This is a genomic window from Streptomyces sp. NBC_01465, from assembly GCF_036227325.1.
Classification (GTDB): domain Bacteria; phylum Actinomycetota; class Actinomycetes; order Streptomycetales; family Streptomycetaceae; genus Streptomyces.
Genome location: NZ_CP109467.1, coordinates 4,751,653 through 4,776,024 on the forward strand (window position 1 = coordinate 4,751,653; position 24,372 = coordinate 4,776,024).

The 24,372-nt window shown below is 71.0% G+C and carries 24 protein-coding genes; 13 read left to right on the forward strand and 11 right to left on the reverse strand.

Going from position 1 to position 24,372, the window contains the following annotated elements:
- Positions 1–191: 191 nt before the first annotated feature.
- On the forward strand, positions 192–1,520 hold the full coding sequence (locus tag OG707_RS22505; RefSeq protein ID WP_329121067.1) for a PAS domain-containing protein: 1,329 nt from the start codon (positions 192–194) through the stop codon (positions 1,518–1,520).
- On the opposite strand, the gene OG707_RS22510 is transcribed toward OG707_RS22505, so the two are convergent.
- The 3 genes from OG707_RS22510 to OG707_RS22520 all read right to left on the reverse strand — a co-directional run bounded on the left by OG707_RS22510 (position 1,517) and on the right by OG707_RS22520 (position 3,276).
- Positions 1,517–2,086, reverse strand: coding sequence for a TetR/AcrR family transcriptional regulator (locus OG707_RS22510; RefSeq protein ID WP_329121068.1), 570 nt, complete (start codon positions 2,084–2,086; stop codon positions 1,517–1,519). The genes OG707_RS22505 and OG707_RS22510 overlap by 4 nt on opposite strands.
- Positions 2,083–2,445, reverse strand: a complete 363-nt coding sequence (locus OG707_RS22515; RefSeq protein WP_329127917.1) for a DUF1304 domain-containing protein — start codon at positions 2,443–2,445, stop codon at positions 2,083–2,085. The genes OG707_RS22510 and OG707_RS22515 overlap by 4 nt, the downstream gene beginning before the upstream one ends.
- Positions 2,446–2,514: 69 nt before the next feature.
- Positions 2,515–3,276, reverse strand: coding sequence for an SIS domain-containing protein (locus tag OG707_RS22520; RefSeq protein ID WP_329121070.1), 762 nt, complete (start codon positions 3,274–3,276; stop codon positions 2,515–2,517).
- A gap of 126 nt (positions 3,277–3,402) precedes the next feature.
- Here OG707_RS22520 and OG707_RS22525 point away from each other — a divergent pair, with 126 nt between their 5' ends.
- Complete coding sequence (locus OG707_RS22525; RefSeq protein ID WP_329121072.1) at positions 3,403–4,095, forward strand: metal-dependent transcriptional regulator; 693 nt, start codon at positions 3,403–3,405, stop codon at positions 4,093–4,095.
- A gap of 530 nt (positions 4,096–4,625) precedes the next feature.
- Positions 4,626–5,489, forward strand: coding sequence for an alpha/beta fold hydrolase (locus tag OG707_RS22530; protein WP_329121074.1), 864 nt, complete (start codon positions 4,626–4,628; stop codon positions 5,487–5,489).
- Positions 5,490–5,505: 16 nt separating this feature from the next.
- Here OG707_RS22530 and OG707_RS22535 read toward each other — a convergent pair whose 3' ends face one another.
- Genes OG707_RS22535 through OG707_RS22545 form a run of 3 tightly spaced genes read right to left on the reverse strand, consistent with a single transcriptional unit; the run spans position 5,506 to position 8,673 of the window.
- Positions 5,506–7,161: a transporter gene (locus tag OG707_RS22535; protein ID WP_329121076.1), complete on the reverse strand. Its 1,656-nt coding sequence runs from the start codon at positions 7,159–7,161 to the stop codon at positions 5,506–5,508.
- On the reverse strand, positions 7,158–7,943 hold the full coding sequence (locus tag OG707_RS22540; RefSeq protein ID WP_329121078.1) for an ABC transporter ATP-binding protein: 786 nt from the start codon (positions 7,941–7,943) through the stop codon (positions 7,158–7,160). Before OG707_RS22540 ends, OG707_RS22535 begins: the two co-directional genes overlap by 4 nt.
- A gap of 40 nt (positions 7,944–7,983) precedes the next feature.
- Entirely contained in the window at positions 7,984–8,673 is a 690-nt protein-coding gene (locus tag OG707_RS22545) for a bifunctional DNA primase/polymerase (protein ID WP_329121080.1), read from the reverse strand.
- A 252-nt stretch (positions 8,674–8,925) separates the two neighbouring features.
- Between OG707_RS22545 and OG707_RS22550 the strand changes: the two genes are divergently transcribed.
- Positions 8,926–10,314, forward strand: coding sequence for a transcriptional regulator (locus OG707_RS22550; RefSeq protein WP_329121082.1), 1,389 nt, complete (start codon positions 8,926–8,928; stop codon positions 10,312–10,314).
- Between the two features lie 215 nt (positions 10,315–10,529).
- On the forward strand, positions 10,530–11,870 hold the full coding sequence (locus OG707_RS22555) for a hypothetical protein (RefSeq protein ID WP_329121084.1): 1,341 nt from the start codon (positions 10,530–10,532) through the stop codon (positions 11,868–11,870).
- A gap of 12 nt (positions 11,871–11,882) precedes the next feature.
- Here OG707_RS22555 and OG707_RS22560 read toward each other — a convergent pair whose 3' ends face one another.
- A complete protein-coding gene (locus OG707_RS22560) occupies positions 11,883–13,190 on the reverse strand; it encodes an ABC transporter substrate-binding protein (protein ID WP_329121086.1) in 1,308 nt (435 codons plus the stop codon).
- Positions 13,191–13,363: 173 nt separating this feature from the next.
- On the opposite strand from OG707_RS22560, the gene OG707_RS22565 reads away from it, so the two are divergent.
- Genes OG707_RS22565 through OG707_RS22575 form a run of 3 tightly spaced genes read left to right on the forward strand, consistent with a single transcriptional unit; the run spans position 13,364 to position 15,755 of the window.
- Positions 13,364–13,810, forward strand: a complete 447-nt coding sequence (locus tag OG707_RS22565; RefSeq protein WP_329127919.1) for an SCO4402 family protein — start codon at positions 13,364–13,366, stop codon at positions 13,808–13,810.
- A 29-nt stretch (positions 13,811–13,839) separates the two neighbouring features.
- A complete protein-coding gene (gene purU / locus OG707_RS22570; protein WP_329121088.1) occupies positions 13,840–14,697 on the forward strand; it encodes a formyltetrahydrofolate deformylase in 858 nt (285 codons plus the stop codon).
- Between the two features lie 23 nt (positions 14,698–14,720).
- On the forward strand, positions 14,721–15,755 hold the full coding sequence (locus tag OG707_RS22575) for an aldo/keto reductase family protein (protein WP_329121090.1): 1,035 nt from the start codon (positions 14,721–14,723) through the stop codon (positions 15,753–15,755).
- A gap of 1 nt (position 15,756) precedes the next feature.
- Here the strand turns inward: OG707_RS22575 and OG707_RS22580 are convergent, their stop codons facing one another.
- Together OG707_RS22580 and OG707_RS22585 are read right to left on the reverse strand one after the other, a co-directional pair.
- On the reverse strand, positions 15,757–16,911 hold the full coding sequence (locus OG707_RS22580; RefSeq protein WP_329127921.1) for a zf-HC2 domain-containing protein: 1,155 nt from the start codon (positions 16,909–16,911) through the stop codon (positions 15,757–15,759).
- 53 nt (positions 16,912–16,964) lie between these two features.
- Positions 16,965–17,558 (reverse strand): sigma-70 family RNA polymerase sigma factor, encoded by a 594-nt coding sequence (locus OG707_RS22585; protein ID WP_329121092.1) that lies wholly within the window; start codon positions 17,556–17,558, stop codon positions 16,965–16,967.
- Positions 17,559–17,812: 254 nt separating this feature from the next.
- Between OG707_RS22585 and OG707_RS22590 the strand changes: the two genes are divergently transcribed.
- Positions 17,813–18,187: an STAS domain-containing protein gene (locus tag OG707_RS22590; RefSeq protein ID WP_329121094.1), complete on the forward strand. Its 375-nt coding sequence runs from the start codon at positions 17,813–17,815 to the stop codon at positions 18,185–18,187.
- Between the two features lie 39 nt (positions 18,188–18,226).
- Positions 18,227–18,733, forward strand: a complete 507-nt coding sequence (locus OG707_RS22595; RefSeq protein ID WP_329121096.1) for an EF-hand domain-containing protein — start codon at positions 18,227–18,229, stop codon at positions 18,731–18,733.
- A gap of 193 nt (positions 18,734–18,926) precedes the next feature.
- Here the strand turns inward: OG707_RS22595 and OG707_RS22600 are convergent, their stop codons facing one another.
- Positions 18,927–19,418, reverse strand: a complete 492-nt coding sequence (locus OG707_RS22600) for a DUF1269 domain-containing protein (protein ID WP_329121098.1) — start codon at positions 19,416–19,418, stop codon at positions 18,927–18,929.
- Between the two features lie 47 nt (positions 19,419–19,465).
- On the reverse strand, positions 19,466–21,007 hold the full coding sequence (locus OG707_RS22605; RefSeq protein WP_329121101.1) for a class I adenylate-forming enzyme family protein: 1,542 nt from the start codon (positions 21,005–21,007) through the stop codon (positions 19,466–19,468).
- Positions 21,008–21,153: 146 nt separating this feature from the next.
- Here OG707_RS22605 and OG707_RS22610 point away from each other — a divergent pair, with 146 nt between their 5' ends.
- From OG707_RS22610 to OG707_RS22620, 3 genes are read left to right on the forward strand one after another with little or no spacing between them, the layout of a single operon-like run.
- Positions 21,154–22,359, forward strand: a complete 1,206-nt coding sequence (locus OG707_RS22610; protein WP_329121103.1) for an amidohydrolase family protein — start codon at positions 21,154–21,156, stop codon at positions 22,357–22,359.
- The gene (locus tag OG707_RS22615) at positions 22,359–23,492 is read left to right on the forward strand and encodes an acyl-CoA dehydrogenase family protein (RefSeq protein WP_329121105.1); all 1,134 of its coding nucleotides are present in this window, start codon (positions 22,359–22,361) and stop codon (positions 23,490–23,492) included. The genes OG707_RS22610 and OG707_RS22615 overlap by 1 nt, the downstream gene beginning before the upstream one ends.
- Positions 23,493–23,501: 9 nt before the next feature.
- Positions 23,502–24,371, forward strand: a complete 870-nt coding sequence (locus OG707_RS22620; protein ID WP_329121107.1) for an acyl-CoA dehydrogenase family protein — start codon at positions 23,502–23,504, stop codon at positions 24,369–24,371.
- Position 24,372: the final 1 nt, after the last annotated feature.

Here is a 24,372-nt window from a genome sequence, read left to right on the forward strand (position 1 = left end):
GTCAGCCCGCAGCCACCTCGCTGGTCCGATAAGAAATCACTTCTCGGATCACCTCCTTTCGAACGTGACGCCCACACTAGGCACGCCTCCTCCGTCCCACAACCAATTAATTTGGCAAAGGGCGATGTGGGCTGGGTCACGTTCGCGTTGAATGATCGGGTAGACGGACACGTCCTGCACAGGGGGTCAGGATGAGTGCTTCCCGGATCGAGCAGCCCGAGCACGAACACGAGCAGCCCACCAGCGATCTTCTCGCCGCGCTGCTCGACGGCATGGACGCGGCGCTCTGCGCCTTCGACGCCGATGGCGTCATCACCCACTGGAACCGTGAGGCCGAGCGCATTCTCGGCTGGTCGCCCGAAGAGGCCGTCGGGCAAAGGGGGTTCGCGGGGTGGGCCGTGCGTACCGCCGATGCCGACGAGGTGCAGGGGCGGCTCATGGCCGTGATGGGGCTGCCGGGGCGGCAGGTGCATGAGTTCGCGTTGTTGCGGAAGGACGGGGGGCGGGTTCTCGTACGGATGCAGTCCGCCGGGGTGCGTGCTGCCGACGGGAAACCGGCCGGGGTCTACTGCGCGTTCAGTGAGGTGCATGCCCAGATCGATCTGGAGCGGGCCATCGCGTTGAGCGAGGCGTTGTTCGAGGACGCGTCCTGGGGTGTCGTGCTTGTTGATGTGGATCTGCGGCCCACCGTCGTCAACGCCCATGCTGCGCGCGCTCTTTCGGCCGGGCGGTCCACTCTGCTCGGGCGGCCGCTCGGTGAGTTGATCGTGCAGGGCGTGGATGAGCTGGAGGGGGCTCTTCATCACGTGCTGGCGGAGGGCGCTCTGCCTGCTCCCGCCGAGATCTGGGTGACGCTGCGGACTGCCGAGGGGGTGCGGCGGCGGTGCTGGCGGTGCGGGTTTCTGCGGCTGGCCTCGCCGTTGGCGGAGGAGCCTGTGCCGCTGGGGGTCGGGTGGCTTTTTCAGGACGTCACCGAGTCCAAGGAGGCCGCGCAGGAGGCGGCCCGGCTGCGGTTCCGGGCCAATCAGTTGCACCGGGCCTCGCATGCGGCCGCCGAGTGCGAGGACCCCATGGAGGCTGCGGCCTCGTATCTGGATTACGCGCTCGCCGGGTTCGCCGACCATGCGCTGATCGATCTGATTCCGGTGGGGAGCACGAAGCTCGTACGGGCGGCCGCGACGCCGGCCCCGGAGCCCGGGCCGACCCTTCCGAACGTCTCGGGGGTTCCGCTGCGGTACGCGGCCGGGCACCCGGCGCTGCAGGCCGTGGAGCGTATCGGGGCGGTCCGGGCCAGTTGTGCGCCTGGGGATGCTGATTGGGCTGCTGATCGGTTGTGGCCGGCCGGGACCGTGCATGCGTTGAGTGTGGTGCTGCGCAGTCGGGGGCTGACGTTGGGTGCGGTGTCGTTCCTGCGCGGGTCGTCGCGGGCCGCCTTCGAGCGGCCCGATGCGGTGTACGCGGAGAGCGTGGCGGTGCGGATCGCGGCCGCCGTGGATCTGGCGCGGGCGCTCGGGGGTTAGCCGGCCGCGTGGAGCGAGACCAGCAACCGCCATGTCTGTGCGGCCAGTTGGGGTGGTTCGCCCGGGACCTGGCCGTGCACCCAGGCCGCGAGGACCCCGGTGAAGGCTCCTGCGACGGCGCAGGCGATGGCCTCGTCGGCGGTTCCGCCGGGGAGTCTGGTGCGGCGTTCGTGGAGGCTGCGTTCCATCAGCTCGGTGTGCAGGAGTTCGCCGAGTGGTCCGCCGCCGCCCGGGCGCAGCAGGCTGCGGTAGATGCCGGCTCGCTTCCGTACGGAGGCGAAGAGGGAGGTCAGTTCGGCGGGCGGGTGGTCCGGGCCCGGCAGGGTCTTCCAGGCGTGCAGGGCTTCGATCGCGTCCCGTACGAGCGTGGCGCAGGCGTCCACGGCGAGGGCGTGGAGGTCCTCGTAGTGGAGGTAGAAGGTGGCCCGGCCGACGCCCGCCCGCCGTACGACTTCCGAGACGCTCACCTGTTCCAGCGGCTGGTCCTCGCAGGCGGTGAGCAGGGTCTCGCGCAGGCGGGCGCGGGTGCGGAGGCCGCGGGGGTCGGTGGCCGAGGGCGGGGTCAATGTGCGGCCAGGACCAGGGCGAGGGCGGCCGCGGCGGGCAGGAACTGCACGTAGAGGATCTTCCTGCCGGCCGTGGCGGCTCCGTACAGTCCGGCGACGATCACGCAGGCCAGGAAGAAGACCTGGGTCTGGAAGCGGACCGGGTCCGAGGCGATGAGCGACCAGATGAGGCCGGCGGCCAGGAAGCCGTTGTAGAGGCCCTGGTTGGCGGCGAGCGCCTTGGTGTCGCGGGCGAATTCGGGCTTCAGGCCGAAGGCCTTCTGGCCGCGGGGGGTGGTCCACAGGAACATTTCCAGGACCAGGATGTAGAGGTGGATCAGGGCTACGAGCCCGACCAGGATCTGGGCTGCGGTGTGCACAGCGGTCACTTCCTTCCGGCTTCCTGGACAACTGTACGGGAAGTCGGGAGGGAGTGCGCGGCGGCGTTGTCAGTGCCGGTAGAAGATCCGGTCGCCGTACTCCTTGAGCACGCGGCCGTTCCACTCGTGTCCGCCGTCGACGTTCCCGGAGCGCAGCAGCGGCACCTCGACGCCGCGCGCGGCCAGCTCGCCGGCGGTGGTCGCCAGGATCGCCTGCATCAGGGCGCTGGTGACGACGGTCGACGCGGGGGCGAAGGGGGCGTCGATGCCTTCGGCCGTGAGCTCCGCGTCGCCGATCGGGATGCGGCTGTCCACGACGACGTCGCAGTGGTCCTTGAGGTACGTCCCCGAGGTGTGCCGGGACTTGGTCTCGGTCGCGTACGCCGTGGACGTCACGCCGATCACCTTCAGGCCCAGGGCGCGTGCGTTCATCGCCATCTCCACGGGCAGCGCGTTGCGCCCGGAGAGCGAGATGATCACCAGTACGTCGCCGGGCTGGGCGGGGCTGGAGTCGAGGACGGCGCCCGCGAGGCCGTCGACCCGCTCCAGGGCGGAGCCGAGGGTGGCGGGCATGACGTCGACGCCGAGGGTGCCGGGGACGACGAGGAGGTTCATCAGGGCCAGGCCGCCGGCCCGGTAGACGACGTCCTGGGCGGGGAGCGAGGAGTGGCCTGCGCCGAAGGCGAACAGTCTGCCGCCCGCCTCGACGGTGTCGGCCATCATGGTTCCGGCGGCTGCGACGCTCTTGCTCTCACCGTCCCGGACCTGCTGCAACAGCCCGATCGCGGAGTCGAAGAACTGCCCGGCCAGACTGCCGCTCGCATTCGTCATGGCGATCACGTTGCGGTCTGGACCAGTGGGCTGTCAATACCGCTCGACCCCGGCGCGGCCCGGTTGTCAGAGCTATGCGTCAGAATTGAGCCAGGGCCAGCGCACAAGTCAAACAAGGGGCACCAAATGTCGGGGTTGATCGACACAACCGAGATGTACCTCCGCACCATCCTCGAGCTCGAGGAAGAAGGTGTGGTGCCCATGCGCGCCCGGATCGCGGAGCGGCTGGACCAGAGCGGTCCCACGGTCAGCCAGACCGTGGCGCGGATGGAGCGCGACGGCCTGGTGGCGGTCGCGAGCGACCGGCATCTGGAGCTGACGGAAGAGGGTCGCAGGTTGGCGACGCGGGTGATGCGCAAGCACCGCCTCGCGGAGTGTCTGCTGGTCGACGTGATCGGCCTGGAGTGGGAGCAGGTGCACGCGGAGGCCTGCCGCTGGGAGCACGTGATGAGCGAGGCGGTGGAGAAGCGGGTCCTGGAGCTGCTGCGTCACCCGACGGAGTCGCCGTACGGAAACCCGATCCCGGGCCTGGAGGAGCTGGGCGAGAAGGCCGAGGCCGACCCGTTCCTGGACGACAGCATGGTCAGCCTGGCGGATCTGGACCCGGGCGCCGAGGGCAAGACGGTGGTCGTGCGGCGGATCGGGGAGCCGATCCAGACGGACGCCCAGCTGATGTACACGCTGCGCCGCGCGGGCGTGCAGCCCGGTTCGGTCGTGAGCGTGACGGATTCGCCCGGCGGGGTGCTGGTCGGGAGCAGCGGCGAGGCCGCCGAGCTCGACGCCGAGGTGGCGTCGCACGTCTTCGTCGCCAAGCGCTGAGCCAAGCGCTGAGCCGGGTGCCGGGCCGGGCGCTGACCGGAGCGCCGGGCCGGGCACTGATCGGGACGTAACACCCGTACGTCGCGGGTCTGTTGAGAACCGGCGTATGGGCAGCGCTCGGGCGCGAGCCGTGCAAGGCTGTCGGCTGAGGCATATGACCTGAGGCCCGCTCGGCCCCGTTGTGGCCGGGAAGGGAGCTGCTGAATGTGCGTGCCGCAGCCGCACCTGCTCCTCTGCGCGGAGGGCCCCGGCGCCCGAAGGCGCCGGGGCCTGTCCTCCCCTGCGCTGACCTGGAGCCCCGAGCTCTCAAGGTCAGCCCCGTCGGACCGTCATCCCCGAGCGGTCCGCCCCCCGCTGAAGATCTCCCCTCGGCAGCGGCGGTCAATCCTTGAGCGCTGTCACTCGAAAGAGGGGTGTTGCGTGTGAGGGGAGCGTTTTCGAATGCGAGTTCGATAACCTGGCGGGGCTGAAGCGATCTGGCCGAAGCGACCTGTTCGACCCGGGGGAACGAGAAGGGGGTGCCGGAACACATGGTGCGGCGTATCGACGTGACCGGAGCCGACGGCGTGCGCCTCGCCGCCTGGGAGTTCGCCGAGCCCCCCAAGGGGCGCTCGGAGACCGACCACGCCCCGGGGGTCTTATTACTGCACGGGCTGATGGGCCGCGCCTCGCACTGGGCCTCCACCGCCCGCTGGCTCACCGAACGCCACCGCGCGGTCGCCCTCGACCAGCGCGGCCACGGCCGCAGCGAGAAGCCCGCCGAGGGCCCCTTCACGCGTGAGGCGTACGTCGCCGACGCGGAGGCCGCGGTCGAACAGCTGAACCTCGCCCCGGTCACTCTGATCGGCCACTCCATGGGCGCGCTCACCGCCTGGCAGCTCGCCGCGAAGCGCCCCGACCTCGTCCAGGCCGTCGTCATCTGCGACATGCGGGCCTCCGCGCTCGGGGCCGCGTCCCAGCGCGAGTGGGAGGACTGGTTCAAGTCCTGGCCCGTGCCCTTCACCACCCTCGCCGACGTCCGCAAGTGGTTCGGCGAGGACGACCCCTGGGTGGAGCGCCCCAGCCCGGCCCGCGGCGAGTTCTTCGCCGAGGTGATGGCCGAGCGCGCCGACGGCTGGCGCCCCGTCTTCTCGCGCCGCCAGATGCTCAAGTCCCGCGAGACGTGGGTGTACGACGCGCACTGGGAGGAACTCGCCCAGGTCCAGTGCCCCACCCTGGTCGTCCGCGGCCTCGACGGGGAGCTGGGCCGTGCGGAGGCCCAGGAGATGGTCAGGGTCCTGCCGCACGGGCAGTACGCGGAGGTCGCGGACGCCGGCCATCTCGTCCACTACGACCAGCCCGAGGGCTGGCGCATGGCGGTCGAGACCTTCCTGGACGGCGTCCTGACCTCCTAGCCGCTCCCGGTCCCGGCTACCCCTTGCTGACCGCCGCGAGGATCTCGGGCAGCCGGGCCGAGGTCTGCGGGGCCGCGAGGCGCAGGGCGGCCCAGGCGATCAGTACCCCGTACACCGCGCCGATCGGCAGGAGCACCCAGAGCCAGCCGTGCGCGCCGGTGACGTGCAGCCAGATCAGCAGCGCGATCACCGGGGCGCAGAGCACGGCGCCGGAGACCATGCCGCCGAAGATGGAGATGGCGGCGATGCCGCCCTGGCCGGGGGCGACGTTCTTGTGGGCGCTGTCCTGCGGGATCGAGTACGGGAAGCGCGCCGAGGCCAGCGCCCCGGTCGCCATCATCGCGCCGAGCAGCGCCAGCGCGAGGCCCAGCGCCTCGGGCAGCGCACCCCAGTCGCCGATGACCGCGGCGGTCACGAAGGTGACGAGGACGGTGTACGGCAGGGCGACCAGGAGCAGGGCCAGGGCGCGGGCCCGGAGCTCCCCGTAGGCGTCCTTGGTGGTCGAGATGGTCTGGGCGACCATCCAGAACGCGGAGGTGTCCTGGCCGAACTGGTTGTACATCTGGACGCCGAGCATCCCCGAGGCGAAGCACGCGAAGTAGATGGAGCCGCTGCCCTGGAGGGCGTTGAAGATCGGCACGATCAGCCCGATCGCGAGGGACGTGATCCAGGAGGCCTTGGTCTTGGGGTCGCGCCAGATGTAGAGCAGCGTGCGGTGCATGACGGCGCCCGTGCGCCCCTGGGGGAGCAGCCGGGCCATGCCGGACGCGGACTCCTTGCGGACCGGTTCGGCGGCGGCGATCGTCGAGCCGTCGGGGGAGGTCATGAGCTTGGTGAGCGACCCCTGCCAGAAGCGGAGGAGCAGGTACAGGGCGACGGCGGAGATGACGAGCTGGGCTGCGGCCCGCCCGTACGATCCCTCGCTCGTCGACTGGACCGCACCGATCGCGGAGGGCCCCGGAACCCAGCGCAGGACGTCCCCGGCCGGGTCGAGCGCCGACAATCCGCCTGATTTGCCGAGGCGTTGGGCGCCGAAGTTCACGACCTGGATGCCGACGGCGATGATCAGCCCGCTCAGCACGGCGAGGTCGCGCCCCTTGCGGGAGGTGAGCAGCCGTACGTTGCCGGCCGCGACAGCGCGGGAGAGCGCGACGCAGACGAGGATGGCCAGCGGCACGGCGAGGACGGCGACGACTGCGGCGGCCGCCGACGTCGCCACCGCGATGGCGGACCCGAGGACCAGGCAGAGCGTGAACAGCGGCCCGATCCCGACGAGCGACGCCGCGAGCAGGGCACGGACCAGGGGCTCGGGCCGCAGCGGCAGCATGACGAGCCGGGTGGGGTCGAGGGTCTCGTCGCCGCTGGGGAAGAACAGCGGCATGAAGGCCCAGCCGAGGGCCAGTACGGCGACGAGGATGGCGGTCAGGGACCCCGCGTGCTCGTTGCCGTGCAGCGCGATGAGCCCGAGGAGCTGCAGCGCGCCGAAGAGCAGCACGACGACCATCGAGAAGATGTAGGCGGCCTTGCGCCCGGAGGACTGCCGCAGCCCGTTGCGCAGGAGCGACAGCTTGAGCCGTACGAAGATCGGCGTGAGCGCGAAGTCCTGCCGGACGGCGGCCCCTTGTCCGGGTGCCGACCCGAATGGAGTCTGTGGCGAGGTCGCGTCGGTCATCGTGCGCCGCCCCCGAGCCAGTCCAGGCTCGTGCCCGCGTCGCGGCCGTTCGCGCCGACCAGTTCCAGGAACGCCTCCTGGAGCGAGGGTGCTTCGCCCCGTACCTCTGCGAGCGGGCCCTGCGCCCTGATGCGGCCCGCCGCCATCACCGCGACCCAGTCGCAGAGCGACTCGACCAGTTCCATCACATGGCTGGAGAAGACCACCGTCGCGCCCGACGCCGTGTAGCGCTCCAGGACTCCGCGGATCGTCTGCGCCGAGACCGGGTCCACGCCCTCGAACGGCTCGTCCAGGAACAGCACTTCGGGGTTATGCAGCAGCGCCGCCGCCAGGCCGATCTTCTTGCGCATGCCCGTCGAGTAGTCGACGACCAGCTTGTGCTGGGAGCCCGCCAGGTCCAGTACGTCCAGGAGTTGCGTCGCCCGCTTGTCGACCTCCGCGCCGGGCAGCCCGCGCAGCCGCCCGCTGTACGCGAGGAGTTCGCGGCCCGAGAGCCGCTCGAAGAGGCGCAGGCCCTCGGGGAGCACCCCGATGCGGGACTTGACCGCGACCGGGTCCGTCCACACGTCGTGGCCCGCGACCTCGATCTTCCCCTGGTCGGGCCTGAGCAGCCCGGTGACCATGGACAGGGTCGTGGTCTTGCCCGCCCCGTTCGGGCCGACCAGACCGATGAACTGGCCTGCGGGCAGCTCCAGGTCGATCCCCGCGACGGCCACCTGCTCGCCGAACCGCTTCCAGAGTCCGCTTACTTTTACTGCTACCGCCGCTGCCTGGTCGGGCATGGTGCTGCGCCTTTCGGAGTCCCCGCTGATGGGGACAACCCTACGGGCGGCTGTTGCGGGCCTCCTGGCCGCAGGCGTAAGCGAGCGGGCTGATCAGTTCCTCCGCGTCCGGCAGCCACCGGTTGGCGGGGGTGGGGCGGCGCGCCCACTGCACGGCGCCGCTGTTGCCGATGCGGGTCGGGGGCGCGGCCACGTAGTCGCCCTCGCCGCGCACGGTGAGGTCCAGTGCGGACGGCGCCCAGCCCAACTTCCGTACGAGATCGGGCACTTTCACGCCCGCGCCCGGCAGCACGAAGAACAGCATCCGGCGGTCGGGCGTGCAGGTCACGGGCCCCAGCGTCAGCTCCATCCGCTCCATGCGGGCCAGCGCGAGGAACCCGGCGGTCTCGGGGACGTCGATCGCGTCGAAGGTGCGGCCCGTCGGCAGCAGGATCGATGCCTTGGGGAGCCGGGACCAGAGCCGGCGGGCGGCCACCGCGCTGCCCGTGGCCTGCGTCGCCCAGTCGGGCCCGTTGGGGTGCGCGCCGGGCGCCTTGCAGCCCGCGTCACCGCAGGAGCACCGCTCCACGCCCTCCTCCGCCTCCAGCCAGGCGCCGGCGAACACGTCCCAGTGCCGCTCCTCCGCGTACCGGACCGCGCAGTCGAGGAGCTGATCGCCCCGCTGCTTGGGAATCTGGGCGGCTGCCGTCGTGTCCGCCGTGCCTGCTGAGCCTGCGATCGTCTCTTCCACGCTCAACTCAACTCCCGCCGCCACCTTGGGTTACGGGCGCGGGCGGCGCGGCGGTGGAGCATCGTTCCGGCACGTGGGGCGCATGGATGCACGTACGGGGGCGCGCATGCGAATGCAGTGCGGGGGCGGGTAGCCACATGGGGAGAACTGCGGGGAAGTACGCGTAAGTACGCCTCTGCCCGCATTCTCCGGACATCTGCCGGGAAGTGATCAGCACAGTGATCAGCACTGTGCTCAATGCAGGGGGTACCCATGGCAGCCAGGCCTCTCGTCGCACGTCAGCCCAACGAACGTCTGCAGGCGCTGATCCAGGAGGCGGGCTGCTCGAACGCGGGTCTCGCGCGCCGGGTCAACATGGTCGGCGCCGAGCGCGGCATCGACCTCCGTTACGACAAGACCTCGGTGGCCAGGTGGCTGCGCGGCCAGCAGCCGCGCGGGCGGGCGCCGGGGATCATCTCGGAGGCGCTGGGCCGCAAGCTCGGCCGTACGGTCACGATCGACGAGATCGGGATGGCGAACGGGAAGAACCTGGCGTCGGGGGTCGGCCTGCAGTTCTCGCCGACGGTGCTCGGTGCGATCGAGCAGGTGTGTGAGCTGTGGCGCAGTGACGTGGGCCGCCGGGACTTCCTGTCGGGGTCGACGGTGGCGGCCTCCGCGCTGGTCGAACCGAGCAGGGACTGGCTGATCACGGGCGCGGACGCGGCGGTGGCGCGGTCGTCGGGGGCGCGGGTGGGGGTCTCGGACGTGGAGGCGGTCCGGGCGATGACGGAGGCGCTGGTGGAGCTCGACCACCGGTTCGGGAGCGGGCATGTGCGGCCGGTGGTGGTGCACTACCTGAACAGCGTGGTGTCGGGTCTCCTTGCGGGTTCGTACCGCGACGCGGTGGGGCGGGAGCTGTTCGCGGCGGTGGCGCGGCTGACGGAGCTGGCCGGGTACATGGCGATCGACACGGGCCAGCCCGGGCTTGCGCAGAGGTACTACATCCAGGCGCTGCGGCTGGCGCAGGCGGCGGGGGACCGGGGCTACGGCGGCTACGTACTGGCGGCGTCGATGAGCCACCTCGCGGCCCAGCTGGGCAACCCGAGGGAGATCGCGCAACTGGCACGGGCGGCGCAGGAGGGCGCCCGGGGCCGGGTCACGGCGCGCGTGGAGGCGATGTTCTACGCGGCGGAGGCGCGGGGACACGCGCTGCTCGGGGACGCGCGGACGACGCAGGTGGTGGCGGGGAAGGCGCTGACGGCGATGGACCGGGCGGAGGGGGAGGGGGAGAGCGGGGACGATCCATCATGGATCGGACATTTCAATGCGGCGTACCTGGCGGACGAACTGGCGCACTGCCACCGGGACCTGGGCCAGGGGGAGGCGGGAGCGCGCCGGGCGGAGGAGGCGCTCGCCGCGCTGCCGGAGGGGAAGGTGCGGCGGCGGGCGATCGGCCTGATTCTGCTGGCGACCGCGCAGGTGCAGCAGCGCGAGGTGGAGCAGGCGTGCGCGACGGGGACGCGGGCGGTGGAGCTGCTGTCGACGGTGCGGTCGAACCGGGGGTCGGACTATCTGGAGGACCTGCAGGCGAGGCTGGAGCCGTACGGGGAGGAGTCGGCGGTACGGGAGTTCGGGGCGCGGCTGGAGGTGGCTGCGGCGTAGGGGGTTTCGCCCCCTGCGCCCCCGTAAGCGACCTTCGGCCGCTTGTCCTCAATCGCCGGACGGGCTGGAAATGCCACCCCAGCCCCATTAACAGCGCCGCACGCGCGCCCCGCGTTACATCCCTCACGCTCACCCCTCCGCACGTGGCAACGCCCCCACGTCACCCGGTAGCGTGAACCGACGATTCCGTAGGTCGACGTGCAGTAGGAGTCCCGGTGACGCAGAACGGACAGGGCGACGAGCCGCAGCTTCCCGCTGTGCGGCCCGCGCACGAGGGCGTTGTGCTGCCCGCGGACGGAAGTGCGCCGGTGATACCGGACGTTGCCGGCGGGCACACCGTCCCGGCCGGCGGTCAGCCGTGGGGTCAGCCCTGGGGCCCCGAGCAGAGTTCGCCGCAGCCGCAGCAGCTGCCGTACCAGCAGCCGCCCCAGCAACTCCCGTACCAGCAGCCCTATCAGGCGCAGCCTGAACCCCAGCCCTACGCCCAGCCCTTGCCCCCGGAGTCCCCTCACGGTGCCGCCGACGCGACGCAGTACATCGCGCCGGTCCCCGCGTCCGACTCCACCCAGTTCCTGGGCTACGCACCGCAGCAGGCGCAGCAACCGCAGCAACCGCAGCAGTACGCCCCGCAGGGCCAGGACGCCGAGGCCACCCAGTTCATCCAGCCGGTCCCGTCCGCCCCCGACAGCGCGCCGTACGGCATACGCCCCGGAGCCCCCGAGGACCGCCAGCCGCCGGCCGAGTTCGACAGCCTCTTCCGTACGGACAGTCCGCCCCAACCGGCGGGCGAGACCCAGCAGTTGCCCCGCTTCGAGCCGCAGCCGCAGCCGCAGTACCGCCAGCAGCAGTACCAGCCCCCGCAGCAGCACCAGCAGTACGGCTACGACCCCGACGACCACCACCCCGAGCCGCGCCGCCGCTCCTCCAAGACCCCCCTCATCGCCGCCGTGGTCGTCGGCTGCGCCGTCATCGGCGTCGGCGTCGGCGCCCTGATGAGCAGTGGTGGCGACTCCAAGAAGAACGACGACAAGCAGCCCGTCGCCTCCTCCTCGTCCGCCCCGGCCAAGAGCTCGGAGAAGCCCGCCGTCGACGCCGAGGGCAAGGCCCAGGCCGTGGAGCTCGACAAGCTGCTCGCCGGGAGCAGCAGCAGCCGTACCGCAGTGATCAACGCCGTTGGCAACATCAGGGGCTGCCAGAACCTCGGCCAGGCGGCCGTCGACCTGCGCGGTGCCGCCAACCAACGGCACGGCCTCGTCACCCAGTTGAAGACCCTCCAGCTCGACAAGCTGGCGGGCCACGACGCCCTGGCGGCCTCGCTCACCAGGGCGTGGAATGCCTCCGCGTCCGCCGACGAGCACTACGCCGCCTGGGCCGACCAGGTCGCCAAGGCCAAGAAGCACGGCTGCAAGGACGGCCGCGCGCGCCGCACTTCGCAGGCGGGCCAGGGCGACGCGGCGAGCGGTCAGGCCAGCAACGCCAAGAAGGAGGCGTCGGGCCTCTGGAACACGCTCGCCGCCGAGTACGGCCTGACCAAGCGGGGCGCGACCCAGCTCTAGGGCACCGGGGCCTCAGCCCGACGCGCGCGCGTTCTCCAGCGTCGGGCCCACGTCCACGAACCCCTTCTGCTGCGCTACCAGCCGCCCCTGACGCACCACTTGGTACGTGATCGAGCGGTTGACCAGCCGCGGGAAGTCCGCCGACGCGAGCATCGACCCGTAGTCCCACCGCAGCGCCGGAGTGAGCCCGCCCGTCGTGAGCGGCGTCCCGTGGACGAGCCGTTCGGACAGGTCGCGCGAGGAGACGGAGTCCTGGTGGACGGACTCGACGGCCTGCTTCAGCACGGTGTACGCGACCCAGGTCGTCTGCACGCCCGCGTCGTCCGCGTCGAGCCGGTCGTCCCCGAAGGCGTACTTGTCGATGACCCCGCGCATCGTGTTCCAGCGCGCATCGCCGGACTCCGGGTACCAGCCGGTGACGTACGCGCCCTCGAAGGGCCCCTTCTTGCCTCCGGTGGAGTCGACGAGCGCCTGGCCGACGCTGCCGACGACGGAGGAGATCCGCACCTTCTGGTCCTCGCTCTCGACGCGCCGGAAGGAGTCGAGGAACGTTTCCGTACGCTCCCCGAGCACGGCCGTGACACACCCGTCGGCGGCCTGCTCCCGCGCCGCCGACTTCCCTAGCTGCGCCGGGACTTGGGGCCCCGCGCCGACCCGCTCCAGGGCCTGCGCGGCCACCGAGCTGTAGTCGCCCGCGTCGTCGGCGGCCCGCAGGTCGGCCGCCTCGTGCCGGTGGCCCGCGGCCAGGCCGGCATCGATGAGCGGGGGCAGGTCGTCGCCGTCGATGGTGTCGGGGCGGACGAGGGCGACGCGCTTGCAGTTGCGGGCGAGCTGTCTGCCGTTGCCGGCGAGGAGTGCGGCCTGCCCGCCGTTGACGGGGTAGGAGTCGGTGGAGGTGAACTCCTCGCCGGAGATGCCGTATCCGCCGATGTACGGGATGCCAGCGAGCTCCAGCGGCGACATGAAGGCCGTGCCGAACTGGCTGTACGAACCGACGACCGCGACCGCGCCCTCCTTGACCGCCCGCCGGGCGCAGTTGCCGGCGCCGATGTTGGTGTTCTGCTCGTTGCAGGTGAGGACCTTGATCTTGTGCCCGTCGATCCCGCCGTTGTCGTTGACCCAGCGGGAGAAGGCGAGGGCCATGGCGGGCATGCCCGCCATGTTGGTGGCCTGGGTGCCCTCTGGCGCCCAGGTCATCACCGTCAGAGGCTCCCTGGATCCCCCGATCCCAGGGAGCACACCGCACCCGGTGAGGAGCGAGGCTCCGACCGCCGTGGTGAGAGCGAGGAGGAAGGCAGTGGAGCGTCGCGCACCGGTCATGGGCATGCACATTTCCGCCTCATGGGTAACGGGGCGGTGGCCTTCGCTCAACGCTGGGTGACGTCGAGGTGAATAGCGGGGGCGGGCACGGAGGCGCGAGAGGGGAACGTACGATCGAAATCGTGTCAGCTTCTTCCGAAACCCCTTCCCGTCGACCCCGCCGCACCGCCACCATGGGCTCCATGCCACTCAACGACATGCCGTGGTGGCGCTGGCGCGCCAATGTGCGTTCGGCGCTGCACATGCTCTCCGACCCCGCCTTCCACCAGGAGTGCTGGCTGGCCGGCCTCGAGGGGTACGGCGATGTCACCGACGCCGTGTACCGGCTGGTCGAGGACACCTGGCTCGACAACTGGTCCGCCGAGAAGTACGTCGGGACGATCTTCCGCGACTCGGGCGAGGCCGCCCTGGTCGACACCGCCGTACTGCGGGTGCTGCGCATCATGCACCAGGTCGGTCCGGATGCCCCCGTATCCGTATATATGGACCATCACGGCTGGCCGGAGGCGGTACGGGCGGCCCGCGAGGCGCACGTACGGCTGGCGGCCGCCGACGGCGACGACCCGGACGCGGCCCCGCGCACGCTCGAGGTGCTCCGCATTCTGACCAGGGCCGCCTGACCTCGGCGGATTGTGGCACCCTGTCCGGCATGAACGACCAGTACGTCCTCACGCTCTCCTGCCCGGACAAGCAGGGCATTGTGCACGCAGTGTCCTCGTACCTCTTCATCACGGGCTGCAACATCGAGGACAGTCAGCAGTTCGGCGACCGTGACACTGGTCTCTTCTTCATGCGGGTCCACTTCTCGGCGGAGGCGCCGGTGGACCTGGAGAAGCTGCGGGCGAGCTTCGCGGCGGTCGGCGACTCGTTCACGATGGACTGGCAGCTGCACCGGGCCGGGGACGGCGACCGGATGCGGATCGTGCTGATGGTGTCGAAGTTCGGCCACTGCCTGAACGACCTCCTCTTCCGCTCGCGGACGGGCGCCCTGCCGGTCGAGATCGCGGCCGTGGTCTCCAACCACACGGACTTCGCGGAGCTGGTCGGGACGTACGGCATCCCCTTCCACCACATCCCGGTGACGAAGGAGACGAAGGCAGCGGCCGAGGCGCAGGTGCTCGATCTCGTACGCGAGGAGAACGTCGAGCTGGTCGTCCTGGCCCGCTACATGCAGGTGCTGTCGGACGACTTCTGCAAGGCGCTGAGCGGCCGGATCATCAACATCCACCACTCCTTCCTGCCGAGCTTCAAGGGCGCCAAGCCGTACCACCAGGCGCACGCGCGCGGCGTGAAGCTGATCGGCGCGACGGCCCACTATGTGACGGCCGACCTCGACGAGGGCCCGATCATCGAGCAGGAGGTCGAGCGGGTGGGCCACGAGGTCACCCCGGACCAGCTGGTGGCGGTCGGCCGCGACGTGGAATGCCAGGCGCTGGCGCGGGCCGTGAAATGGCATGCGGAGCACCGGATTCTGCTGAACGGGCGTCGTACGGTCGTCTTCGCCTGAGCGAGATCCCTTAGGGTCTCGCCATGGAACATCGTTCTCTCGGCCGCAGCGGCCTGATGATCAGCGAGATAACCTACGGAAACTGGCTCACCCACGGCGAGTCCGTCGACGGCGACGCCGCCCTGGCCTGTGTGCGTGCCGCGCTCGACGCCGGCATCACCACCTTCGACACCGCCGATGTGTACGCCCAGGGCGCCGCCGAGGAACTCCTCGGCCAGGCACTCGCCGGGGTGCGGCGCAGCTCGGTGGAGATCGCCACCAAGGTCTGTCTGCCCACCGGGGAAGGCCCCAACGACCGGGGCCTGTCCCGCAAGCACATCATGGAGTCCGCGCACGCCTCGCTGCGCCGGCTCGGCACGGAGTACGTCGACCTCTACCAGGCCCACCGGTTCGACGACCGGACCCCGCTGGAGGAGACCCTGGTCGCCTTCGACGACCTGGTCCGCCAGGGCAAGGTGCTCTACCTGGGCGTCTCGGAGTGGACCGCCCCGCAGATCGACGCCGCGCTGCGGCTCGCGGACGAGCTGGGGCTGCGCAGCCGCATCGTCTCCAACCAGCCGCAGTACAGCATGCTGTGGCGGGTGGTGGAGCCCGAAGTGCTCCCGCTCTGCCGCAAGGAGGGCATCGGCCAGCTCGCCTTCCAGCCGCTGGCGCAGGGCGTACTGACCGGAAAGTACCGCCCCGGTCAGCAGCCGCCGGCCGGCTCCAGGGCCCTTGCGGGCGGCCGGGCGCCGCGGTTCATCGGCCGGGTGCTCGGCACCGAACTGATCGAGCGCGTCCAGGAGTTGCGTCCGCTCGCGGAGGCGTCCGGGGTGTCGATGGCGCAGTTCGCCGTCGCCTGGGTCCTCCAGCAGGAGGGCGTCTCGTCCGCGGTCATCGGGGCCTCGCGCCCCGAACAGGTGACGGAGAACGCCGCCGCCGCGGGGGTGCGGCTCGACCAGGAGGTGCTGCGCGCCGTAGACCAAATCCTCGCCGGGCTGATCGACCGCGACGCGTCGAAGACCGCCAAGATGATGGCGGTGCAGCCCAGCTGGCAGGCCCCGTCGGACACCCCCTGAGTTACAGCCTGCTCATGGACGCGGCCGCGAACAGTACGTCTCTGATCGCCTCGCGGTCGCCGTCCTGGCCCACGGCCGCCTCCTCCGGAGGCACGTGGCCCGCGGCCAGCTGGCAGAACTCCACGCCGTCCAGGGCGATATGGGCCACCGTGTGGTCGGGGGACGCGAGCGCCGCCGGGGAGTCCAGGGAGATGTACCAGTCGCCGCCGCCCACCCCTTCGATCTCCAGGCGCAGGCTGCGGCCCGGCGAGCCCGCCGAGACGAGGTGGCGGGCGGGGGCGGCCAGGCCGGCGCGGCGGCGTTCGGCGAGGGTCGTGGGGAGCAGCCGGGCGGCCAGGTCGATCATCGTGTGGAGGTGGGCCGCCGACGGCGGGTCGTACGGGTAGTCCACCGCTTCCGCGATGTCGCCCGCGTGCACCCAGCACTCGAAGGCCCGGTCCAGGAGCGAATCCTGGAGCGGGAGGCTGAAGTTGCCGTACGGGACGGCCAGTTCGGCCACGCCGCGGCCCGCGAACGACACCGTACGGATCAGGTCGTGGCCCTGGTCGCGCCACGGCTCGCGGATCGCGCGGGTCGGCGGGAAGTGCGAGGAGCGCCAGAAGTGGTCGGTGCGCTCGGTGGGTTCGCGCGGGGCTTCGGCGCCGAGGGGGTCGTCGAGCCCGAGGGCCAGGGCGACCAGCGCGTCCACGGACAGGAGGTGGGCGATGACGCCCGCGACCGTCGTCCGCCGGGACACCGGCTGCTCGCTCTCGAACCACTTCAGCCGCACCGGGGCGTGCCACTCCGCATCCCCGAAGTCATTGAGCAGGGCGTCCAGTCGGGCGGTCTCCGCATCGTACGGAGCGGCCCAGTCCGGGACGGGGATACGGGCCGGGCGCCCGGCCAGGCAGCCCTGCAGGACCCGCGACCGCAGCAGCGGGTCGAGGTCCAGGCTCCGCTCGGCGTGCAGCAGCCCCACCGCGTCGCGCAGCCGCAGCGCCTCGTCCGCGCAGGCGGCGCAGGTGGTGAGGTGCGCCTCCACGGCCTCGGTCTCCGGGGGCGAGCAGGCGGACAGCGCCCAGGCGCCGAGCAGGGACTTGAGCACCTTGTGGGTCAGCGCGAGGGGCGCGGCCGGCAGCTCGTCGCGGGCGTCCGCGGCCTCGCGCTGAGCCGGTATCCGCGGCGGGAGTTCCTCGTCGGGGCCGTGCACGGCGTCCTCCGCCGGGCCGTTCACAGCGCACGTCCGTAGCCGGGCGAGCCGGGAGGGACCGAAGAGCCGCTCACGGGGCGGGTGTTGGCCGTGGAGAGGAGCTGCAGCCCGAGCCGCAGCCGGCGCCGTGCCTCGTCCTCGGTGACGCCGAGGTCGGCCGCGGTCTGGCGGTAGTCCCTGCGCTGGAAGTAGGCGAGTTCGAGTGCGGCCCGCAGGGGGGCGGGCATGGACGTCACGATGTAGTCGGCGCGGGCGGCCGTCGAGGCTTCCCGTACCTTCTGCTCCAGTTCTTCGGTGGTGCCCTCGCCGCCCGCCGCGAGCGCGGCGGCTTCGGTCTGGCGCAGGCGGTGCACGGCCTGGCGGTGGGCGAGCGTGGCCACCCATGACCTCATCGACCCCTGCTTGGGGTCGTACGCATCGGGGTTTTCCCAGACATACCCGAACACCTCGCGCGTGATGCGGTCGGCGGCCTCGTCGTCGTCGAGCACGCGGTGGGCAAGGCTGTGCACGAGCGACGCGAACCGGTCGTAGAGCTCGCCGAGTGCGGCAGCCTCGCCGCGCGCGAGTCGCTGCTGCATCCTGCGGTCCCACCGGGGTGGTGCGTCCTTCGGCATACGGCCCCCAAGCTGTGCCCCTCTACCTCTTCGAATGTAGTGGGGGGCGCTGACAATGCAGGCGCCTTTGCGGTAAGTGCGCCCGGCGGACGGCTCGCGATGATAAAGAACCTGTCAGCCTCGTCGACCAAATATGATCGCTTCTGTCCGAAACCGTCGGTGTGTGGCTCATGACAACGGTGTTTCATGAGAGGGCTGCGGGGCAGCCGTTGCGCACAGCGGGGGCAAGAACCGGAACGGGAAGGTCCAGTCGCGTGGTGCTGAACGTGGTCGAAGCCGAGCAGGGCGAGTGGGCCGTTCTGCGCATCTCCGGCGAGCTGGACATGGTGAGCTCGCCCGTGATCCGCCAGCGGGTGCACGACGCGGTGGCCGCAGGCTGCCACGACGTCGTCCTCGACCTCTCCGACGTCCTGTTCTGCGACTCCAGCGGCGTCGGCGTCCTGATCGCCGCCCGCCGCCTGCTGCGCTCCTGCCAGGGCCGCCTGCGCCTGATCCTGCCCGCCCAGGGCGCGGCCGAGGGCTCGCACGTGAACAAGGTCCTCGGAGCCCTCGGCGTCCGCCGCCTCTTCGAGGTGTACGGGGACGTGTCGTCGGCCACGGAGGACGACGCACAGCCGCTGTCGGCGTAACCCCTCCACCAGGCCTCGACGAGTCGTACGCTCCGTTGCATGGACAGCGCAGAGTACGAGCGCAAGACAGCGTCCCGGTTCGCCACGTTCGACCAGGACGGCAACGGCTGGATCGACCGCGAGGACTTCAGCGCGGCGGCGAAGGCACTGCTCGCGGAGTTCTCCACGACGGCGCGGTGCGACAAGGGCCAGGCCCTGTACGCCGGGGCGGAGGCCTTCTGGCAGGGCATGGCGGGGATCGCGGACGTGGACGGCGACCAGCGCATCACGCGCCCGGAATTCGTCTCGGGCGCGGTGAAAAGACTCCAGGACAACCCCGCACGCTTCGCGGAGATCGCCCGCCCCTTCCTCCACGCGGTGATCGCGGTGGCGGACGAGGACGGCGCGGGCCCGACGACCGCGGCGGCGGACCGCGTCCTGCGCACGCTCGGCGTCCCGGCGGAGATCGCACAGGAGGTGGCGGGCGCCCTGGACGGCGACGGCGACGGCCGCATCACCGAGGACGAGATCCTGGCCGCGTTCGCCTCGTACTACGCCATCGGATAAGCCCTAGGGGGTGTCCGGCGGATCATGCCGCGGTCGCGCCGGTCTGGCACGCACATCTGCGGCGTTGTCGTCGGTCAACAACGCTCCGCGTTGCTTCCCTCCTCCGCCTTGCAGCTGCACGCACCAGACCACCGCTCACCCGCAGTGAAAGGCTCAACGCCAAGCAAGGGCGACCTGATCCGCCGGACACCCCCTAGGCGGCGTCGCCCGCGAGCAGCTCCGAGAGTTCCTTTTCCTGGTCCTCGGGGAGCGACGTCTTCAGGACCTCGCCGCCGAACTTCGCCATCGCCTCCGAGATCGCGTCACCCGGCGCAGGCGTCATGATCACGACGGCCGCCGAGCCGGGCTTCAGGAGGGTGTCGACCTTCGCGCGGAACTTGGCGTCCAGGCCCATCTGGCTGAGCTTTCCGGCCAGGCCGCCGACGGCCGCTCCCACCACGCCGAGGACGGGGACGAGCACGAACATGCCGATGACCAGGCCCCACAGGGCGCCCGCGGTCGCCGCGATCGGCACCTTCTCGTCCTTGCGGGGGGTGTCCACGTGGGTCTCGCCCTGCTCGTCCACCGAGACGACGGCGAGGCCCGTGTAGTCCACCACGGAGTCCTTCTTCAGCTGCTGAACGGCCTTGAAGGCCTGTTTCGCAACGGATGGGTCTTCGTAGCCGATGACGATGAGCTCGGACATCAGTGCCTCCTTGGCCGCACATAGGCACTTTGTACGTTATATCCGTTTCAGGAGTACCGCTCACGCAGCCGGTATTTCAGCACCTTCCGCAGGGCGTCGTTGCGCGGCAGCGCGTCCACCACCTCCAGGCGCTCGGGCAGCTTGTATGTGGCCAGGCCCTCGCCGCGCAGGTACGCCGTCATCTCCGCCAGCGTCAGCTCGTCCGCGTTCGCCGGCTGCTCGATCACCGCGCAGACCAGCTCCCCGCGCTCCGGGTCCGGCAGGCCGATCACCGCCGCGTCGCCCACCGAAGGGTGCTGGTGGAGGAGGTCCTCTATCTCCTTCGCCGAGATGTTCTCGCCCTTGCGGATGATGATGTCCTTGAGGCGGCCGGTGAGGACCAGATGGCCGGAGACCGTGAGGTGGCCCACGTCGCCCGTGATCAGGAACCCGTCCGCGTCGAAGACGTCCGTCGACTGGGCCGGGTTCAGATAGCCCTGGCAGACCGCCTCCCCGCGCAGCCTGACCTCGCCGTCCGTGTCCGGGGGCAGCTCCTTGCCGTACTCGTCCGTGATGCGGATCTCCATTCCGGCGGGCGGGCGGCCCTCCGTCGTGGCCAGGTTCTCCGTCGTGTCGTCGGGGGCGCCCATCGTGATCATGGGGACCTCGGTCATGCCGTAGCCGTGGGTGAGCTGGATGCCCATCTCGCGGACCACCGCGTGGTAGATCTCGGGCGGCTTGGGGGCGCCGCCGCCGGCGAGGAGGCGGAGGGTGGGGATCAGTTCCTCCGCGGGGGCCTTGCGCTGCTCCGTGAGGAACATGGAGTAGAAGGCCGTCGAGCCGCCCGCCACCGTGACGCCGTGGCGGCGGTACTCGGGGAGTGCGCCGGGCATCGCGAACTGCTCGAACATTACCGCCGGGAAGCCGTAGAGGAGCAGCATCACCGTGTAGTCGGGGCCCGCGATGTGCGCGAAGGGGAAGGCCATCGAGCCGACGTCGTCGGGGGTGAGGTGCAGCGCGTGCGCCAGGCAGGAGCCGCCCGCGATCAGTGAACGGTCCGTGTGGAGCACGCCCTTGGGGTCGGAGGTCGTGCCCGAGGTCCAGTAGATCCAGCGGACCGCCTCGCCGTCCGAAGGGGGCGGGGGGAGGACCGACGGGTCGCCGTCGGGGAGGTCGTCGTACGCCTCGAAGACCCCGCGCGCGCCCAGGCGTTCGGCCATCGCGGTGTGGTCGAAGCCCTTCCACGTCCCGGGCGACGCGAAGAAGTCCGCCCCCGATTCGCGCAGCGCGAAGCCCACCTCGCGGTCGCGGTAGAAGGGGATCACGGGGGACTGGGTCGCGCCGAGCCTCGCCAGCGCGAAGGAGAGCAGTGCGGTCTCGATCCGGGTCGGCAGCTGCCAGGCGACGACGCTGCCGGGGCGGACCCCCATCCCGTACAGCCCCGCGGCCACCCGCTCGCAGCGGTCCCGCAGGGCGCCGAAGGTCAGCGAGCGGTCGCCCTGGAGGAAGACGGGGCGCTCCGGGGTGAGGTCGGCGCGGCGGGCGATCAGTTCCCAGAGGGTGCGGGATGCGCCCAGTTCGTATGCGGTCTCCACTGCTGAATTGGACATGCCCCGAACTCCCTCGTAGACGCCAGGTAGCTGACGGGTAGTCAGATCGTGTCGAGAGCGTAGAGGCCCGCGCCTTGTCGGTCCAGAGGTCGCGGGGCTAGCCTGTTTCTGACGGTCCATCAGAAATGCCGGAGGGGACAGCCACCATGACCGAACTGCCTCGGATCATCAGCGTCGACGACCATGTGATCGAGCCGGCTCATCTCTTCGAGACGTGGCTGCCGGCGAAATACCGCGACCGCGGACCCCAGCCGCTCACCGCGGGAATCGGTGAACTGGCGTACGTGGCGGGCAAGTACCAGATCACCATGGACCCCGATGGTCCGCCCACCGACTGGTGGATCTACGAGGACCTGAAGTTCCCGTACAAGCGGAACATCGCCGCCGTCGGCTTCGACCGCGACGAGATGACCCTGGAGGGCATCACCCGCGCCGAGATGCGCCGCGGCTGCTGGGACCCGGTCGAGCGGCTCAAGGACATGGACATGAACCATGTCGAGGCCTCGCTCTGCTTCCCCACCTTCCCGCGTTTCTGCGGGCAGACCTTCGCCGAGGCCCATGACAAGGAGGTCGCGCTCGCCTGCGTGCGCGCCTACAACGACTGGATGGTGGAGGAGTGGTGCGGCGGCAGCGGCGGCCGACTCATCCCGCTCTGCATCATCCCGCTCTGGGACATCGACCTCGCGGTCGCCGAGATCAAGCGGAACGCGGCGCGCGGCGTGAAGGCCGTGACGTTCTCCGAGATCCCGACCCACCTCGGGCTGCCGTCCATCCACTCCGGCTACTGGGACCCGTTCTTCGCGATCTGCCAGGAGACCGGGACGGTCGTCAACATGCACATCGGGTCCAGCTCGCAGATGCCGGCCGCGTCCCCGGACGCCCCGCCCGCCGTCCAGGCCGCGCTCAGCTTCAACAACGCCATGGCGTCGATGATGGACTTCCTCTTCAGCGGGGTCCTCGTCAAGTTCCCGAGGCTCAAACTCGCCTACAGCGAGGGGCAGATGGGGTGGATTCCGTACGCCCTGGAGCGCGCCGACGACGTCTGGGAGGAGCACCGGGCGTGGGGCGGGGTGCGCGATCTGATCCCCGAGCCGCCTTCGACGTACTACTACCGGCAGATCTTCTGCTGCTTCTTCCGCGACAAGCACGGCGTCGCCTCGATCGACGTCGTCGGCCGCGACAACGCCACCTTCGAGACCGACTATCCGCACGTCGACTCGACCTTCCCGAACACCAAGGAAGTCGCCCTCGACCACGTCAAGGGCCTCGACGACGAGACGATCTACAAGCTGATGCGCGGCAACGCGATCCGCATGCTGGACCTCGACTTCGACCGGGACCGCCGCCGCTGATGGACCTCACCTACACCGAGGAGGAGGAAGACTTCCGGCTCCGGCTGAGGGCGTGGCTGGCCCGGACCCTCCCCACGCTCCCGCCGAAGCCCGACCCGCTCGACTGGCCCGCGCGCCGCACGTACGACCTGGGCTGGCAGCGCAGGCTCTACGACGCCGGGTACGGCGAGGTCCACTGGGGCTCGACCCCCACCCAGCACCTCATCTACCTGGAGGAGACCGAGAAGGCCGGAGCCCCTTACGTGGGCGCCAACTTCGTCGGCCTGCTCCACGCGGGCCCCACGATCGCCGCCGAAGGCACGGCCGCCCAGCGCGAGCGCTGGCTGCCGCCCGTCGTACGCGGCGAGGAGGCCTGGTGCCAGGGGTTCAGCGAGCCGGACGCGGGCTCCGACCTGGCATCCCTCCGTACGAAAGCGGTCCGCGACGGCGACCACTACGTCGTCACGGGCTCCAAGATCTGGACCTCGCACGCGGAGGTCGCCGACTGGTGCGAGCTGCTCGTACGGACCGACCCGACCGCCCCCAAGCACCGTGGGATCACCTGGCTCGCGATGCCCATGGACACCCCCGGGATCACGGTCCGCCCGCTGCGAACCCTCGCCGGATCGGCCGAGTTCGCCGAGATGTTCCTCGACGAGGTACGCATCCCGGTCGCGAACCGGGTCGGCGAGGAGAACGACGGCTGGCGGGTGACGATGGTGACCCTCTCGTACGAGCGCGGCACCGCCTTCGTCGGCGAGGTCGTCCAGTGCCGCCGCACACTCGGCCAACTCGCCGACGCAGCACGGGAGAACGGCCGCTGGGACGACGACGCGCTGCGCCGCCGCCTGGGCCGCCTCAGCGCCGAGTTCGGCGCGCTCTGGCGGCTCACCCAGTGGAACGTCAGTGAGGCGCAGCGCTCGGGCGGCGTCCCCGGGATCGGCGGCTCCGTCTTCAAGCTCCGCTACTCGCACGCCCGTCAGGAGCTGTACGAGACGGCCGCCGAGGTCCTCGGCCCGGACTCGCTCGACCTCGACCGGGAGTGGACCGCGGACCGGCTGTCCTCGCTCTCGTACACGATCGCCGCCGGCACCTCCCAGATCCAGCAGAACATCGTCGCCGAGCGCATCCTCGGCCTCCCGAAGGGACGGTGAGCGCGACCCGTGGACTTTCAACTCAGCGACGATCAGCGGGCCTTGAGAGACGGCTTCCGGGACCTGCTCGCCGGGCGCTTCGGGCGCGAGGCGCTGCGGGAGGCGGTCGACCGCGGGAGCCTCGACCGCGGCCTGTGGAAGGAGCTCGGCGACGCGGGCCTCTTCGGGCTCTGTCTGCCGGAGGCGGACGGCGGGGTGGGCCTCGGACTGCCGGAGGCGGTGCTCGTCTTCGAGGAGGCGGGACGGGCGTTGCTCCCCGGACCGCTCGTGGCGACGCACCTGGCCGCGGGGGTGGTGAAGGGCGCCGACACGGGCGAGAGCGTCGTCACCGCCGTCGACGGGGAGGTCGTGGAGTGGCTGGCCGAGTCCGACCACGTACGCGGCGACGCGAGCGCCGCCCGCGAGATCCGCTCCGTGGACCCGCTGACGCCGCTGCACCGGGTCGCGCACGCCCAGGAGATGCCCGACGCCGCCGTACTCCTCACAGCGGCGCTCCAGCTCGGCAGCGCGGGCCGTACGACGGAGATGGCGGTCCAATACGCGAAGACCCGCGAGCAGTTCGGGCAGCCCATCGGCGCCTTCCAGGCGGTGAAGCACCTGTGCGCGCAGATGCTCGTACGGACGGAACTGGCGCGCGCCGCCGTGTACGCGGCCGCGGTGACCGGCGAGGGCCTGGAGGCGGCGGGCGCGAAGCTGCTGGCGGACGACGCGGCCGTACGCAACGCCCGGGACTGTCTGCAGGTGTACGGCGGAATGGGATTCACCTGGGAAGCAGATGTTCACCTCCACCTCAAACGGGCGTGGGTGCGCGCCGGACGGGGTCCGACTGCCGCGCAGGTGGAGGACCGTTTCGCCGCAGCGCTGCGGGGGCCCTTGTAAG